Here is a 16,059-nt window from a genome sequence, read left to right on the forward strand (position 1 = left end):
GGCAAGCGAGTACTGGTTATGCGTACAGATACCAGCTGTGCCCTGCCCGGTGCAAACGGAAAATGATCAATGGCATTTTTTCGCCGGGCTATCGAACTTTTCCTCCGGGGATGGCACCAACCGCGTTAGAGGGCCGACAATGCTCGGCATCACATCGAATGAGGATTTAGAGGTGGGTATGAAAATCAAAGCACTGGGCATCCCTTTCGCCATCGCCGCCGCGCTGGCACTGGCCGGTTGCTCGACGCCGACGGTGGTCACCCTGCAGAACGGCACCCAGTACCTGACCAAGGACATGCCGAAGACCAAAACCAAGGACGGCTTCTATGAGTTCGAGGATATTTCCGGGGCCAAGGTGAAGGTCCGTGCCGATGAAGTGGCCACTGTGCGCGAAGAAGACTAGGTTTCGCTCGCGTCGATCGTTCCCATGCTCTGCGTGGGAATGCAGCCCGGGACGCTCCGCGTCCCATCCAGAGCCGAACGCGGAGCGTCCGTTGAGGCATTCCCACGCAGAGCGTGGGAACAATCATCTCGTGTTATTCGAAGGTCGGCATACCCGGCAGGCTGCCGTCGCACGGCATGTACGTGCCACCCCGCTTGACCACTTCCCCCTGCAAGCGCCGGCAGCGTTCCAGATCCTGCTGCGCCATGCGATCGATGCTCAGATTGCCGGTGGTTTGCGGCTGTTTACCGTCACCCAGACGCAGGGTCACGAACGGTTGTTCGGGCTGAATCTGAAAGCGACTCTTCTCCTCGACCGGTTCGACCACTTCGCTTTTCGGTGGGCTCGGCAGTTGCTCGGTGGTGACGCCGTAACGGCTCAAAATCGAACTTTGAGGCAGATCGGCGCAGGCATTGGCCGAACACAGCGCCAGTGCGACGAACCCGACATACCCCTTGAAACCTTTCACGTTTGAATCTCCTGTACTCAATGGCGGCTAGCTATAGAACGTGTGTGCACGTGCTGACTTTAGGCCGCAACTCCTGTTTTGCAGGGGTTTGAGTCAGGTCGTGGCCATCGAGTCACTTTTAAACCGCGTTATCGTTCTTCGCGAGCAAGCTCGCTCCCACACTGGATCTGTGTCGTTCACAAATCCCCTGTGGGAGCGAGCTTGCTCGCGAAGGGGGCCTTAAAGGCGCCCCATCAACATCAGGCAATCACAATACCGTCAGCACTCAGGCTATTCAGCGACACCCCGACCAACGTCACCGAATCGTTGCCAAACGTCAGCACCGTGTCCTGCCCGACAGTCGCGGCATGAGCCCGGAAATCCTCCGCCGGCAAAACGCCCTGCACTCCGAGAAACACCAGTTTGTCATTGGACGTGAAACCGAGCACCCGATCCTGCCCAAACGCACCGTTGAACAGGAACGTATCCGCCCCGCCCCCCGATTCCATCAGGTCATTACCCGCGCCGCCGACAAACACGTCATTGCCGACGCCGCCAATCAGGTGATCGTTGCCGTCCAGCCCGAACAACCAGTCGCCACCGGCATGCGCCTTCAACGTATCGGCGCCGCTGGTGCCTTTGACGCTGGATTCGTACGCGGTGACGTTGTTGCCGACCTTCAAGCCGCCGGCCGTGACGCTGTGGGTCACATCGTCCTTGAACAGGCCCCAGAGAAAGCCCGGTTCCTTGGTGACAATGCTGCCGATGTCGCGGGTGATGCTGATCCCGCCGTTGGCGTCGCGCACGTACAAATTGCCGGTACCGTCATTGGCGAAGTCGAAGTTTTTCACCGCACTTTGCAGATCGAGGGTGTTGTTGCCCTGCCCGCCGAGGATGACGTTGTAGCCACCACCGTCGCGGAAGGTGTCATTGCCGGCGCGACCTTCCAGGTAATCGTTGCCGCTACCGCCCTGGATCAGATCGTTGGCGTCACTGCCAATGATGAACGTGCTGCCCTTATGGGTTTCGGCGTTGCGGTTGAGGTCCTGTACCCAGGTGTTGGCCCGCGCCGGGTCCGAGAGGTTGGCGACAATGATCGTCGAGTCGCGGCTGGTCAGGTCGTAGAATTTTGAGTCGATCACCCGATTCATGCCGTCGCCATACGCGGTCGGCAAGTGCGAGATCCAGGTGGGAATGTTGAGGATCGAGTACGGCAGCAGATTCCACGCGGTCGAGGCGTAGTGATCGTTGAAGCTGACGATGTTGTCGGTGGCCGATACTTTGGGCGCATCGTGCACGCCGATCGAAGCACCGGTGAAGGTCGAGCCGTCGAGGGCGCGGAACACCGGGTCGTTTTCGTAGCCGACGTTGAGCACTTTGTCGGTGCTGCTTTGCGTTGGCGAGGCGTAGGCGATGTAGTTGGAATCGGCGAAGAAACCACCCCACTTGCCCCCGCTCAGGTCGGCCATGCTGTTGACCGCCAGGCCACCGAGGCTGTGACCACTGACGAGAACGTCCTTGCCGCTGAGGCCGTTGGCCTTGGCAAACGCCACCACGTCATTGAGCAGATTGCCGAAGGCTTCGCCGACGTAATTCTTCGCGTAATCCTTGGGACCGAAGGCGGCGAGCAGGTCGTTGATCACGTCGCCGATGGAGTCGAGGATCAGGTTTTCCCGCGGGCCGCTGGTGCCGCGAAAGGCAACGCCGAGTTCGGTGAGATGGCCCTGGGCGTCGTACTTGCCGAGGATTTCCACTTGCGCGGTGGTGTAGCCGGCCTTCTCGCCGAAGAAGGTTCCGCGCGCATCGGTCTTGCCGTCATAGCCCAGTTGCGAGGCGGTGATGGGCGTCCAGCCGGCCTTTTTCACCGCGTCGAGGGCGAGTTTTTCCGAGTCGGGGTTCCACGGAATGCCGGGAATCACCCCTTGCGAATCGGTGCCGCCGAGCAACGCCGTGACCAGCGTGGCGGGCAGGCCGAGGCCGAAACCGTTGTGCTGATAACCGGCGGCAAAGCCGTTATCGAGGTTGTGATAGGAATACAGCGTGATCGCCATGGCATCGCTGAACAACGCCTTGGAATCGGCTGTGCCGAAGTTCTTGTAGTCATACACACCCATTGCTATTGCCTCTCTCTTGTTGGAATTGTTAGAGATAGCTCACAGCCAGGGCGCCCCACGGGGACGCCCCGGAGCATTTCAGTACTACTTGTTGCTGTTCACTGTGGGAGCGAGCTTGCTCGCGAAAGCGGTGTGTCAGGTACCAATACTTCAACTGACACTACGCATTCGCGAGCAAGCTCGCTCCCACATTGGATCTACGCGAACATGAAACTGGAGTCCGACAGGTTAGCCACTCCCACCCCGACCAGGGTCACGGCATAGTCGCCAATCTTCAGCACGGTGTCGTTGCCAGCCTGCGACGCGTGCTGCTTGTAGTCGTAGCCCTGCCCCGCGCCTTCGACGCCCATGAACACCAGTTTGTCGCTGCCCTGATAACCGTTGATGGCATCAAAACCGAACGCGCCACTGAACAGGAAGGTGTTGTTGCCACCCACGGCGGTCATCACGTCATTGCCGGCGCCACCGACGAAGGTCACATGGCCCTTGTCGCTGATCAGTTTGTCGTCGCCACCGAGGCCGAACAGCCAGTCACCGTCAGCCGTGGCGTGCAGCGCATTGCCGTAGCCATCGCCGCTGAGCGAGTGGTTGTACTGGGTCAGTTCGTTGCCATTGGTCAAACCCTTGGCGGTGACGCTCCAGGTGATTTCCTTGCTGCCCCACCACGACCCCGACTCCTTGCTCACCAGCGCGCCGATGTCGCGGGTCATGCTGATGCCGCCGTAGGCGTCACGCACGTACAGCGTGCCGTCCCCATCGCTGGCGAAGCTGAAGTTCTGCAACGGTTTCTGCAGTTCGAAGGTGTTGTGGCCCTGGCCACCGAGCAGGATGTTGTAGCCGCCGTCATCACGGAACCGGTCATCACCGCCCAGGCCTTCGAGGAAGTCGTTGCCCGCGCCGCCCTTGAGCCAGTCGCTGCTCTGGGTGCCGATGATGAACGTGCTGCCGGTGTGCGGCTCGCCACTGCGGCCGAGATCTTCGACCCAGGTCTTGCCGCGAGAAGCTTCTTCCAGATTGGAGACGATGATCGTCGAGTCTTTATGCGTCAGGTTATAGAACTTCGAGTCGATGACCCGATTCAAGCCATCGGCATAGCCCAGCGAGCTGTGGGCCGACCAGTTCAGCGGATTGACGATGCTGAACGGCACCAGGTTCTGCGCGGTGGACGCGTAGTTGTCGTTGAAGTTGACGATGTTGTCAGTGGTCGAATCGTGCGGCTTGTCGTGCTTGCCCATCGACGCGCTACTGAACGTGGTGCCGTCGAGCACGCGGAACACCGGATCGTTCTCAAAGCCGATGTTCAGCACATTGTTGCCGGTGCTGCTCTGGGTTGGCGAGGCGAAGGTGATGTAGTTGGCGTCCTTGAAGAAGCCGCCCCAGTTGCTCGCGCTCAACTCGGCCACGCTGTTGACGCCGAGCCCGCCGAGGCTGTGACCGCTGAGCAGCACATCCTTGGCGGCGATGCCGTTGGCAATGGCGAATGCGGCGACCGCCTTGAGCAGATTATCGAAGGCGTTTTTAGCGTAATTGCTCGCGTAATCCGACGGCCCGATGGCGGCCAGCAGGTTGTTTTTCAGGTCGCCGAAGGTGTCGCTGTAACCCAGCCCGCCGGTGCCACGAAAAGCGACGCCGATGCCGATCAATTTGCCGGCGGCGTCGTACTTGCCGAGCACTTCGGCCTCGGCACTGGTGAAGCCGTCCTTCTCGCCGAAGAACGTGCCTTGCGGCCCAACCTTGCCCTGATAACCCAGCGCGGTTGCCGTGAGCGGCGCCCAAGCGGTGGCCGGCAGAGGCTTGCCGGTCGGCGTGTAGGCATACAGCGTCAGTGCGATGGCGTCGCTGTACAACGCTTTGCCATCGGCATTTTTATAATCGAACAGTCCCATGTTGTGCTCTCTCTTCCTTCAAAAACCGGCAGCTCCGCAGAACTGCCGGAACGCCTTAGAACTGCCAGTCGAGGGTCAGACCCACGCCGTGGTCTTTCTCGTTGTTACCGATCAGGCCGTTGTAATCCAGGTTCACCCGCACATCGCGATTGAGCGCCAGACCCGCACGCACACCGACCACCGCCGCATCGCGATCCATCGACACGCTCTGCACGGTGAACGCGCTGTTGCCATTGGCAAACGCCAGATGGCTGTCCGCGTCGACATTGCTCAGGTTGTGCTGCCAGCCGAGGCTCGCGCCCAGTTCCAGCTGATGCTGATCCGACAGCGCGAAGCTGCGCTTGGCGCGCACGCCGAGGGTCGACAGCACCACATCGCGGTTGTCCTCACCGCCCTTCAGCGCGGCGGCGTCACCTTTTTCGGTGAAGCTTTCGGTGTTCAGGTGCACATAGGACAGATTGGCGAACGGCTCCAGGTTCATCGGTTGCAGGCCCAGATCATAGGCGGCCTCGGTGAACACTTGCGTGGTTGCAGCATCGTGCTTGGTCTTTTGTTTTCCGCTGACGTCCCCGAACTGCAGGTCACGTTTGACGTCGACACGGTGCCAGCTGTAGGCGCCACCGACGGTCAGACGCAGCGCGTCGATCTGATGGCCCAGGTACGCACCCAAGTGGTAGCTGTCGACTGATGCCGACGAATGCGTGCCGCTGCCCATGCTCAATGAGCTGTCGCTATAACCGGTAACGAAACCGAGACGGGTATCTTCAGCGATCAAGCCATCGACACCGGCGAGCAAGCCACCGATAGAGCTGTTGGAGTCGGCATTGTCATGCCCGTCATCGCTCTTGCCCCACGAACCCAGGACCTTGACCCAGGCGTTGCTGCGATCGTCAGTCGGTGCACCGGCGTTGAACAGATCACGCTCACGCAGACGCTCGCCCACCGCTTCACGCAGGTAACGGCTGTCGTTGATCAGCATCGTGCCGATGGCCGGATGGATCTCGCCGGACAGTTGCTGGAAGGCTTGCTGCGCCGACGCCTCATTCGGCGACAGCAACAGGGTTTCAAACAGCGCGTTACCAGCGCCCAGCCGCTCAGCCGCCGCACCGACCGCACGTTGGTTCGGTGTCAAACCGACGCTGGCGAACGAAGCGTCGTTACGCCCGACCGCCAACTGGATGCCATCGGCCGAGTACGCCAGCGTGCCGCCGAGAAAGGCGTAATCCGGCAACACCTGACCGAAGCGGCCTTCAATACCGCCCGCCGCTTGCAGGATGTTGTAGCGCGTGCCGAGCAGGCTTTGCACTTCATTGGTGCTCAGCAGCGTCGGGCTGTTTTCCAGCGACATGCTCACCGTCGCGCCTTCGATGACAGCTTTGCCAGTGGCGATGATCTGATCGCTGCTGGTCGGCGACAGCTCTACGGCGTAGGTCGAACCCGGTGCAAAGGTCACGTCACCGGCCACATTCATTGTGCCGATGGAGTTACCCGGCGCCACCGTACCGCCGCTGTTCACCGACAGCGCGCCGATGTGGCCATTGCCGCCGAGGATACCGCCGTCATTCACCGTCACCGCCGATTGCAGCGAACCGTTGATGGCCAGGCGCCCCTGATTGACCAGGGTCGGGCCGCTGTAAGTGTTGTTGCCGGTCAGCACCAGCGTGCCGATACCTTGCTTGGTCAAACCGCCGTGACCGGAAATGTCGTTGCGCCAGGTGTCGAGGCCGCAGGTGATGTCGGTGCACACACGCTCGGTCGGTTTGCCTTGATCAATGATCGCGCCGATGCCCGGCAGATCCGCGACAAACTGGCCGGAGCCGTAAGCGCCGTCGATGCGGAATTCGGCCGGGATGTCCTGCTCCGTGACGAACATCGACGGGCCGTCGATGCCCTTGCGCAGGTTGATCATGCCCCAGCCGTACAAGGCGTCGATGCCCGGTGCGCCGAGGTCAGTGGCGGTGGTACGCAAGACCGTGGCGACTTGATCACCGCTCATGTACGGGAAGCGCTCCATCAGCACCGCCATGGAACCGGCGACATGCGGCGCGGCCATCGAGGTGCCGTTGTAGTTTTTGTAACCGGTGGTCAGGTTGTCGGCGTTGGTGCCTTCGATGATCGAGCTGAAAATCTTTGTGCCCGGCGCCGAGACGCAGAAACTCGCGGTATAGCCGCAACGCGAAGAGAACGTACTCATGATGTACGGATTGGCGCTGGCCAGGTCCGGGTTCTTCTGCAGCGCGGCGACGGTGATCCAGTTCGGCGCGATGTCCGGGACAAAATAGCCGAGGCCGGCGATGGCGTCCGGGTTGTTGAGGTTGTAGTCGTTGCCGGCGGCGAAGATCGTCACGATGCCACTGCGCGCGGCGGCAATCGCACCGTCGTAGGCGCCACCGGGTTTGGTGCCGAGCAGTGTACGGATCTCGTTGAACTGCAACTGCGCGTCATTGACGGTGAAGTGCGGGTACGCCGGATCGCGGCCGCCGAGGTCGAAACGGTCAGTGATGCCGATGCCCCAGCTGTTGTTGATGATCCGCGCGCCGCTGGCGATCAGTGCGTCCCAACCGGCCTTGTACACCGCGCCGTCGTTACCGCGAACGATGCCGTCTTCCGGGCCCGGGTCGCCGTTGTCGGCGCTGATGATCTGTGCACCGAATGCCACGCCGTGCATCGGCCCACCGTCGCGACTGCCGGCGGCGATACCGCCGACGTGGGTGCCGTGGGCGCCGAGTTTGCCGTCGGAACCGACCGAGGGCGAACCGTCATAACGGAACGCATCGCCGGCTTTGACCGGGATGTACGGGTCGGTGTATTCGCGAATCCCGCTGGTGACCAGGGTGACGACTTTATTGCTGCCGGAAAACTCCGGGTGCGCGGCATACACCGGCTGATCAAAGATCCCCAGTTTCACGCCTTTGCCGGTATAGCCGCCGGCGTAGGCGTGATCGGCACCGATCGCGCCCAGGCCCCAATCGGCCTGGAACTCGGCACTGCGCCAACTCGACGGATCGCCCGTACGACCGCTCTCCACGTAGGGTGCGGCGTGGGCGGTGCCGATGGCACAGAGCACGGCGAGCGTGAGGGTTTTCAGGGCAAAGCGGCCTCCCGTTTGCGCGGGGGTATTGTTGTTATTCATCCAGCGACCTTCCTTAGTGATGTTGCGAAAAATCCGTCTCTTCAGCTGTTGATCGTTCCCACGCTCCGCGTGGGAATGCCTCTAGGGAAGCTCTGCGTCCAGTGACGCGGAGCGTCACGGGCTGCATTCCCACGCAGAGCGTGGGAACGATCAGCGTGGGTTAGAACTGCCAGTTCAGGCTCAAGCCAACGCCATGCAGCTTTTCGCGACTGGCCAGTTGTCCGTTGTAATCAAGGTTGACCCGTACATCGCGGCTCAGCGCGAGGCTGGCCTGCACGCCGACCAACCCCGCGTCACGCACCAGCGCAGAGCTTTCCACCGCGTACGGCGTGCCACCGCTGGCAAAGCGCAGATGCTGCTCGGAGTCGATGTCGCTGAGGCTGTGCTGCCAGCCGAGATGGCCACTCACGTCGAGTGATTGCGCAGGCGAAAGATTGAACGTCTTGATCGCTCGCACACCGAGGGTGCTCAGCACCGCGTCACGTTGATCGCCGGAGCTTTTCAACGCCGCAGCGTCGCCCTTCTCGGTCAAACCTTCAGTGTTCAGATGCACGTAAGCCAGGTTGGCGAATGGCTCCAGCGCCAGTGGTTGCAGGTGCAAGCGATAAGCCGCCTCGCCGAATACTTGTGTGGTCGCCGCGTCGACCTTGGCTTTCTGTTTGCCACTGACATCGCCGTATTGCAGATCACGCTTCACATCGGCGCGATGCCAGCTGTAGGCTGCGCCCGTGCTCAAGCGCCAGGCGCCGATTTCACGACCGGCGTACGCGCCGAGGTGATAGCTGTCGACCTTGGCCGAGGAATGCGTGCCCGAACCCATGCTCAGCGAACTGTCGCTGTAACCGCTGAGCAGACCGATGCGCGTTTGCTCGTCCAGCGCGCCGTCGACACCGGCCAGCAGCCCGCCAATCGAGGTGTTGTAGCCCGCCGTGTCGTGGCTCGAACCGGTCGTGCCCCAGGCGCCGAGCGCCTTGACCCAGCCATTGCTTTGCGCAGCAGTTGTGTCGTGCAGACGCTCGCCTACTGCGTCACGCAACTGGCGGCTGTCGTTGATCAGCATCGAACTCAACGCCGGGTAGATCTCGCCGCTCAACTGCTGGAAGGCCTGTTGTGCGGAACTCGCATCGGGTGAACGCAACAGGCTTTCGTATACCGAATTGCCCGCGCCCAGGCCTTCGACGGCAGCCGCCACCGAGCGCTGATTCGGCGTTTGCCCGACACTGGCGAAGGTGGTCGCGTTACGTTCGATATCGAGTTGAATGCCATTGGCGGCGTAGTCGAGGCTGCCGCCGATAAACAGGTAATTCGGCAGCACGGCACCGAATTGGCCCTGAATGCCGCCGGCCGCTTGCAGGATGTCGTACTGGCGACCGAGCAGGCTTTGCGCCTCGGTGGTGCTGAGCAGCGTCGGGCTGTTTTCCAGCGACAGGCTGACCGTGGCGCCGCTGATAGTGGCGGTGCCGCCGGCAACGATGCGGTCGCTGCTGGTTGGCGACAGTTCAACGGCGTAGGTCGAGCCCGGCGCGAAGTTCACATCGCCAGCGACATTCAAGGTGCCGATGGAGTTGCCCGGCGCCACGCGGCCGCCGCTATTGGCGGTCAACGCGGCGATGCGGCCGGAACCGCCGAGGCTGCCGCTGTCATTCACCGTCACGGCAGACGTCAGCGAGCCGTTGACCGTGAGCAAGCCGCCATTGACCGTGGTTGCACCGCGATAGGTGTTGTCGCCGGTGAGGATCAACTGGCCGCCGCCGGACTTGATCAGGCTGCCTTGATACACCCGGCTCGCCGCTGCCGTATCACGGGCAGTGCCGACCGCGTAATCGGTCTGATCCTGCTGACTGGCACCGGCAGCAACGCCGTTCTGCCAGCCCTTGTCTTGCAGGGTTTGCTGCCAGGCGCTGTGCTCGGCGAGGTCTTCCGCCTGCCGCTGTATCAACGCCTTGTCGGAGATGTCATTGCTCCAGACATCGCGCTGCCCTGCCCCCAAGTTGGCATCAAACGCACCGAGCAATTGCCCTGGCCCGCGCATCGCCCGGTTCAGGTTGACCACGCCCCAGCCGACCCGCTCGGTCGGCGCAGCGGTGACAGAGCCATCCAGTTGCGTCGCGGTAGTCAGCAGCACTTCGAGCGCCTGCTGATTGGTCATGTACGGGTAGCGTTCCATCACCAGCGCCAGTGCCCCGGTCGCATGCGGCGCCGACATCGAGGTGCCGGACTTGATCGCGTAATCCCCCCCGGGAATGGTGCTGTCGATCTTCGCCCCCGGCGTGGTGATGCACCAGTATTTGGCGAGGCCGCACTGGTTGTACTTTTGCTGATTGCTTTGATCGAGGCCCGACACGGCCAGCCAGTGGCCTTCCAGATCCGGCTGAAAGTACGGCAGCGCGGAACGCACGCTGGCGTTCGGATAGCCGCTGTTGCCGGCGCTGAATACGTTGATCACGCCGCGCCGGGAAACATCCGCTGCCGCATCGAGCCAGGTGCCTTTATTCCAGTGCTGAGCGTACGCGGCGTGCAGATCGGCCAGTGTCCGGTAGCTGACATCCGGCGGCTGGCTGCCCCAGCTGTTGTTTATCGCGCGCACGCCGGCATCGGCGAGGGCGTCGTATACCGCATTGAAATAGCGCGGATCGGGGTTGGGGCCGAAGAGGAAGCTGTCGTTTTTGTTGGTGTTGCCGACGTAGATCTGCGCGTTGTACGCCACGCCGTGCATGCCGGTACCGTCGCGTGAGGCGCCCATGGTGCCAACGACATGCGTGCCGTGGGAGTCGTTGTTGGGGTTGAGGATGCCATTGACGTTGAACAGTGAACCGTCAATGTAGCTGCCGCTGGCCATTACCGGGTGATAGCGGTCGCTGGCAAATTCCGGGTGGGCGGCATCGAAACCGGAGTCGAGGGCGCCGATTTTCACGCCTTTACCGGTGATGCCGGCGGCGTAGGCTTGCTCGGCCTGCATCCGGCTCAGGCCCCAGTCGCGGAGGAATTCGGCGCTGCGCCAACTGCCGGGATCGCCGGGTTGGCCGGTTTCGAGATATTGCGCCTGAGCCTGGGTTGCGGAAATCACAAGCAGCAGGGTACCGACCGAAATTGGCTTGATGCGTACGTCCATGTTCACCACTCACTTTTATTGTTTTATGCAGGTTCTTTTGCGGTTTTGCCTGTTCCCCTCACCCCAGCCCTCTCCCCTAGGAGAGGGAGCTGACGGCGGTGTCTTGCGTCATGCATCGAGCTGAAAAACCGCGTCGCTTATCCCCTCACCCCAGCCCTCTCCCTCAGGAGAGGGAGCTGACGGCGGTGTCTTGCGGCATTCATCGACCTGAAAAACCGCGTCGCTCATCCCCTCACCCCAGCCCTCTCCCTCCGGAGAGGGAGCTGACGGCGGTGTCTTGCGTCATGCATCGAGCTGAAAAACCGGCTCGATGTTGGATTCGGTGCCGCTCGTTCACGTCGGTGTACTTCTGCAATATCCCCGGATCAGTCCCCTCTCCCTCTGGGAGAGGGTTAGGGTGAGGGCTGTTGAGCGACCACAAATGCCTCATCCACCCGCGCCAGATCCTGCTCGTTCAAGGTCCCGGCGTAATAATGCAACTTGGTCCAGGCCATCAAATAGTCGTACCGCGCCTGCGCCAGATCGCGGCGTGTGGTGAACAGTTGCTGCTCGGCGTTCAACGCGTCGAGGTTGGTCCGCTCACCACCGAGGATGCTTTGCTTAGTGGACACCACCAGCGCTTCCGCCGAGCTCAATGCCTTCTGATAAGCGCGCAATTTGCTCACCCCGGACAAACAAGCGCTGAACTGCCGCCGCAGTTCAATCAACGTCTCACGCGTCTTGCCGTCCAGCTCGTACTCCGCCTGCTCCATAGTGCGGCTGGCCTGACGCGTCGACGCCGACACCCCGCCACCGGCATACAACGGCACGCTGACTTCAAAACCGATGGTGTTGGTTTCATAGCGCTGGTTGTAGGTGTTGCCACTTTCCGATTCGTTCTGGCGCATCGAGGCATAGGCGCTGACTTTCGGCAAATGCCCGGCACGATTGCGCTCCACTTCATACCGCGCGACTTCCACGGCTTGGCGTTGCGAAGCCAGATTCGGGTTATTGCTCACCGCCATTTCATGCCAGGTGTCGTAATTGGCCGGCATCAGCGCGAAGGTCTGGAAGTTCTGATCGAGCGGCGCCAGATCCCCGATGTCCACCGCCGGCGTGCCGACCAGTGCACCCAGTTCCCGTAGTGCGGCATCCTGCTCGTTGCGCGCTTCGATCTCTTCGGCAGTCGCCAGCTCATAGCGCGATTCGGCTTCAAGAATGTCGGTACGCGTGCCCTCGCCCTGCTTGAACATGTGTTCGTTCTGCTGGAACTGCTGCTCGTACGCCTTCTTCTTCGCCTGCGCGATGTCGATCTGATCCTGCGCAAACAGTGCCTTGGTGTAGTTATCCAGCACGCGAACCAGCAACTCCTGGCTCTTGCCGCGAAAGTTCTCGTCGGCAAACAACGATTGCGCGACACCTTTGCGATACGCGGCATAAGCCTCGTAGTCGAGCAGCGGTTGTTGCAGGGTCAGCGCCGAGCCGTAACTGCTGTAGTTACGATCGTCGGTACGGTTACGCGCGCGCTCATCGAGAGACGTAGCTTTCGACGAGTTGCGCCCCTTGTTGTAGGTGTAACCGATGCGCGGCAACAGGCCGGCGCGGCCAATGGCGCGGTTTTCCAGGCCGGCATCGCGTTCCTTTATCGCGCCGAGGAACACCGGGTCATTGCGCAACGCCTGTTCGTAGATCTCGAACGGCCCCATGGCCGCCACTGCCGAGTGACTCGCGAGCAGCAAGAATGCTGCTGCGAGCGTGGAAAGCTTATTCATACAGCCGCACATCCTTATTCTTCGGTCAGCGCAGAGCCGGCCCGGTCAAGCAGCGGTTTGAACAGATAGTTGAGCAGTGAACGCTCACCCGTACGCACGAACATTTCTGCCGGCATGCCGGGCTTGATCACCAGACCGTTGAGTTTTTCCATGGCGTGGTCGCTGACACTGCTGCGCAACACGTAGTACGGCACGCCGGTTTTCTCATCGACCATCTGGTCGGCGGAAATCAGGCTGACTTCGCCCGGTACACGCGGGGTTTTGCTCTGGTTGAACGCGGTAAACAGAATGTCCACTGGCAAATGCGCGCCGACCTTGTCGATCAAGTTGATCGGCAAGTGCCCTTCCACTTCCAGCGTGGTGCCTTGCGGGACGATCTCCAGCAATGTTTCGCCCTGACGCACTACGGCACCTTCGGTGTGCACGCCGAGGTTGACCGCGACGCCATCGGCAGTGGCGATGATTTCGCTGTGTTGCAGGTCGAAACCGGCCGAAGTCAGTTGCTCCGACAGAGTCACGCTTTTCAGTTGCGCGTCGGCCAGTTGCGTACGGACCTCCTTCTGATACTCCTCGGCGTGCTGTTGCAGTTTCAGCCGCGACTCGAGGATGCCCTGCTCCACGCGACCGCTTTCACCGGTGTTTTCCGCCAGTTGCTGCTGCACTTGCGACAGTTGCCGCTGGTATTCCATCAAGCGGTTGCGCGGGATGTAGCCGTTGTCGGCGAGCGGCTGCAGATTGCTCAACTGTTGTTGCAGCGAGTCGGCCTGAGCATTGAGATCAGTGCGGGCGCGGCGCATGCCGGCCAGTTGCGCGGTGGCGCCTTCGATGCTTGCGCGCAGTCCGGCCTGCTCGCGGTAGTAGGCCTCGCGACGGCTGCTGAACAATTGCCGCTGACCTTCCAGTACCAGTGCCAGACGCGGGTCCGGATCATTGCTCAGCTCAGCCGGAAAGGTCACTTGCTTGAGGTTGTCACGCTCAGCCTGCCAGCGCGCGAGACTGGCCCAGGCCATGCGGTATTGCGCTTGCAGCGACTGCACGTCAGCGGCGACTTGCGTTTGATCGAGGCGGAACAGCGGCTGGCCCTGCTTGACGATTTCGCCTTCGCGCACCAGGATCCGGCTGACCACGCCGCTGCTCATAGACTGCACGGCTTTGCGCTTGCCCGACACAACGACCGTGCCTTGCACCGGAATGCCTTGATCCAGCGGCGCCAGGGCCGCCCAGGTGAAGAAACTGCCAGCGCCAACGATCGCCAGAATCCAGCCCATGCGCGCGAAAAACTTCGCATCGCGCTCCGGGCGTTCGGTGATGTAGGCGTGCTCCATGCTCGCTTCGTTTTCAGTGTTCATGCTTGCGCTGCTCATACACCCGAATTCCTTGTCGAGGGCTGATACTGTCGGCTCATGCTGAGCCCGCCCGGTGCCGGTGCAGCTTTTTCCCGTTGTTGTTCTTGCTGGCCGGAAAGTGCCTTGAGCACGTCCTGACTCGGGCCGAAGGCTTGCAGACGCCCGTCATTGAGCACCAGCAGCTTGTCGGCCTGGGCCAACACCGAAGAACGGTGCGTGACCAGCACCACCGTAGTGCCTTGGGCTTTGAGCGCGGCGATGGCGCTGGCCAGTGCCGCTTCACCGACGGTGTCGAGGTTGGAATTCGGCTCATCCAGCACCACTAGACTCGGCGTGCCGTACATTGAACGCGCCAGTGCCACACGCTGCTTCTGGCCGCCGGACAAACCACTGCCGTCCTCGCCCAGTTGCGTGTCGTAGCCTTGCGGCAGGCGCAGGATCATTTCGTGGACGCCGGCCTGTTGCGCAGCGGCGACGACTTTCTGCGGATCGGCCTCGCTGAAACGCGCAATGTTCTCGGCGATGCTGCCGCTGAACAGCTCGATGTCTTGCGGCAGATAACCGATATAGGGTCCGAGTTGGTCGCGGTTCCAGCGATGGATATCCGCGCCATCGAGACGCACGGTGCCGCCGAGGGTCGGCCAGACCCCGACCAGCACACGGGCCAGCGTCGACTTGCCGGAACCGGAAGCACCCAGCACACCCAGCACTTCACCGGCGCCCAAGTTGAAATTGACCATTTGCAGGGTCGCCGCACGTTGCCCCGGTGGACCGGCGCTGACTTGTTCGAAGGTGATCTGGCCTTTCGGCGCCGGCAGCGCCATAGCGTCGTCACTCGGCGGGAACGCTTGCAGCAAGGCATCGAGACGGCGGTAAGCCAGCTTCGCCCCGCTCCATTGCTTCCACACTGCGATCAATTGGTCGATCGGGCTGAGCACGCGGCCCATCAGGATCGAACCGGCGATCATCATCCCGGCGGTCATATCACCCTTGATCACCAGCAAAGCACCCAAGCCCAACACCAACGATTGCAGGCACAGGCGCAGGGTTTTGCTCAACGAGCTGATCACCGCACCGGTGTCACTGGCCTGGTTTTGCAGGCCGAGGAAACGCGAATGCACCTGGAACCAGCGCTTGCGCAGGGAACCGAGCATGCCCATCGCCTGAATGGTTTCGGCATTGTGCAAATGGCTGGTGGCCAACTGGCTGGACTTCTGCGAATAACCGGCCGCTTCGCCCAGCGGCTTTTTGGTCATGTATTCGTTGAGGCAGGCCAGGCCGATCAGCAGCAGTGCGCCTGCTGTGGCGAGCACACCGAGCCAGACGTTGAACAGGTAAATCACAAACAGGTAGACCGGGAACCATGGCGCATCGAAAAACGCGAACAGCGCAGGCCCGGTAACGAATTGACGAATGTGCGTCAGGTCGCCCAGTGATTGCCCGGCGTTGCCCTCGCCCTTGAACAGGTTGCGCTCGAACGCCGCCTGGTAGACGCGCAGGTTGAAGCGGCGCTCCAACTGGCTGCCGATGCGAATCACGATAAAGCTGCGCACCACTTCCAGCAGGCCTATAAAGGCGAAGAAACCGACCACCATCAGCGACAACATCGCCAGGGTCGTTTCGTTCTGCGACGACAGCACCCGGTCGTAGACCTGGAGCATATAGATGGAGGGCACCAGCATCAGCACGTTAATCAGTGCGGTAAAACAGCCGACGCTGATCAGGATACTTTTGTAGTCACCCAATGCCTTGAATAAGGGAGCGGTGGCTGGGGCCTTCGCCATCTTCATCGATTTTTCCTGAAATGATTGGGCCCGCCACACTTGG

Annotated in this window: 9 protein-coding genes; 1 reads left to right on the forward strand and 8 read right to left on the reverse strand. The window is 61.5% G+C overall.

The window, feature by feature from the left end:
• Positions 1 to 178 precede the first annotated feature (178 nt).
• A complete protein-coding gene (locus tag AB4N74_RS10105) occupies positions 179 to 403 on the forward strand; it encodes a YgdI/YgdR family lipoprotein (protein ID WP_095049074.1) in 225 nt (74 codons plus the stop codon).
• 133 nt (positions 404 to 536) lie between these two features.
• Here the strand turns inward: AB4N74_RS10105 and AB4N74_RS10110 are convergent, their stop codons facing one another.
• From AB4N74_RS10110 to AB4N74_RS10145, 8 genes are all read right to left on the reverse strand, one after another.
• The gene (locus AB4N74_RS10110; RefSeq protein WP_460099836.1) at positions 537 to 911 is read right to left on the reverse strand and encodes a hypothetical protein; all 375 of its coding nucleotides are present in this window, start codon (positions 909 to 911) and stop codon (positions 537 to 539) included.
• 239 nt (positions 912 to 1,150) lie between these two features.
• On the reverse strand, positions 1,151 to 3,004 hold the full coding sequence (locus AB4N74_RS10115) for a polyurethane esterase (RefSeq protein ID WP_460099839.1): 1,854 nt from the start codon (positions 3,002 to 3,004) through the stop codon (positions 1,151 to 1,153).
• 197 nt (positions 3,005 to 3,201) lie between these two features.
• On the reverse strand, positions 3,202 to 4,890 hold the full coding sequence (locus tag AB4N74_RS10120) for a polyurethane esterase (protein WP_460099842.1): 1,689 nt from the start codon (positions 4,888 to 4,890) through the stop codon (positions 3,202 to 3,204).
• A 55-nt stretch (positions 4,891 to 4,945) separates the two neighbouring features.
• On the reverse strand, positions 4,946 to 8,023 hold the full coding sequence (locus AB4N74_RS10125) for an autotransporter domain-containing protein (protein WP_460099844.1): 3,078 nt from the start codon (positions 8,021 to 8,023) through the stop codon (positions 4,946 to 4,948).
• Between the two features lie 160 nt (positions 8,024 to 8,183).
• On the reverse strand, positions 8,184 to 11,135 hold the full coding sequence (eprS, locus tag AB4N74_RS10130; protein ID WP_460099846.1) for an autotransporter serine peptidase EprS: 2,952 nt from the start codon (positions 11,133 to 11,135) through the stop codon (positions 8,184 to 8,186).
• A gap of 392 nt (positions 11,136 to 11,527) precedes the next feature.
• Positions 11,528 to 12,898, reverse strand: coding sequence for a TolC family outer membrane protein (locus tag AB4N74_RS10135; protein ID WP_093431325.1), 1,371 nt, complete (start codon positions 12,896 to 12,898; stop codon positions 11,528 to 11,530).
• A 2-nt stretch (positions 12,899 to 12,900) separates the two neighbouring features.
• Positions 12,901 to 14,250 (reverse strand): HlyD family type I secretion periplasmic adaptor subunit, encoded by a 1,350-nt coding sequence (locus AB4N74_RS10140; RefSeq protein ID WP_099759227.1) that lies wholly within the window; start codon positions 14,248 to 14,250, stop codon positions 12,901 to 12,903.
• Positions 14,247 to 16,022, reverse strand: coding sequence for a type I secretion system permease/ATPase (locus AB4N74_RS10145; RefSeq protein ID WP_460099850.1), 1,776 nt, complete (start codon positions 16,020 to 16,022; stop codon positions 14,247 to 14,249). The genes AB4N74_RS10140 and AB4N74_RS10145 overlap by 4 nt, the downstream gene beginning before the upstream one ends.
• Positions 16,023 to 16,059 lie beyond the last annotated feature (37 nt).

The organism is Pseudomonas sp. H3_C08, from assembly GCF_054669455.1.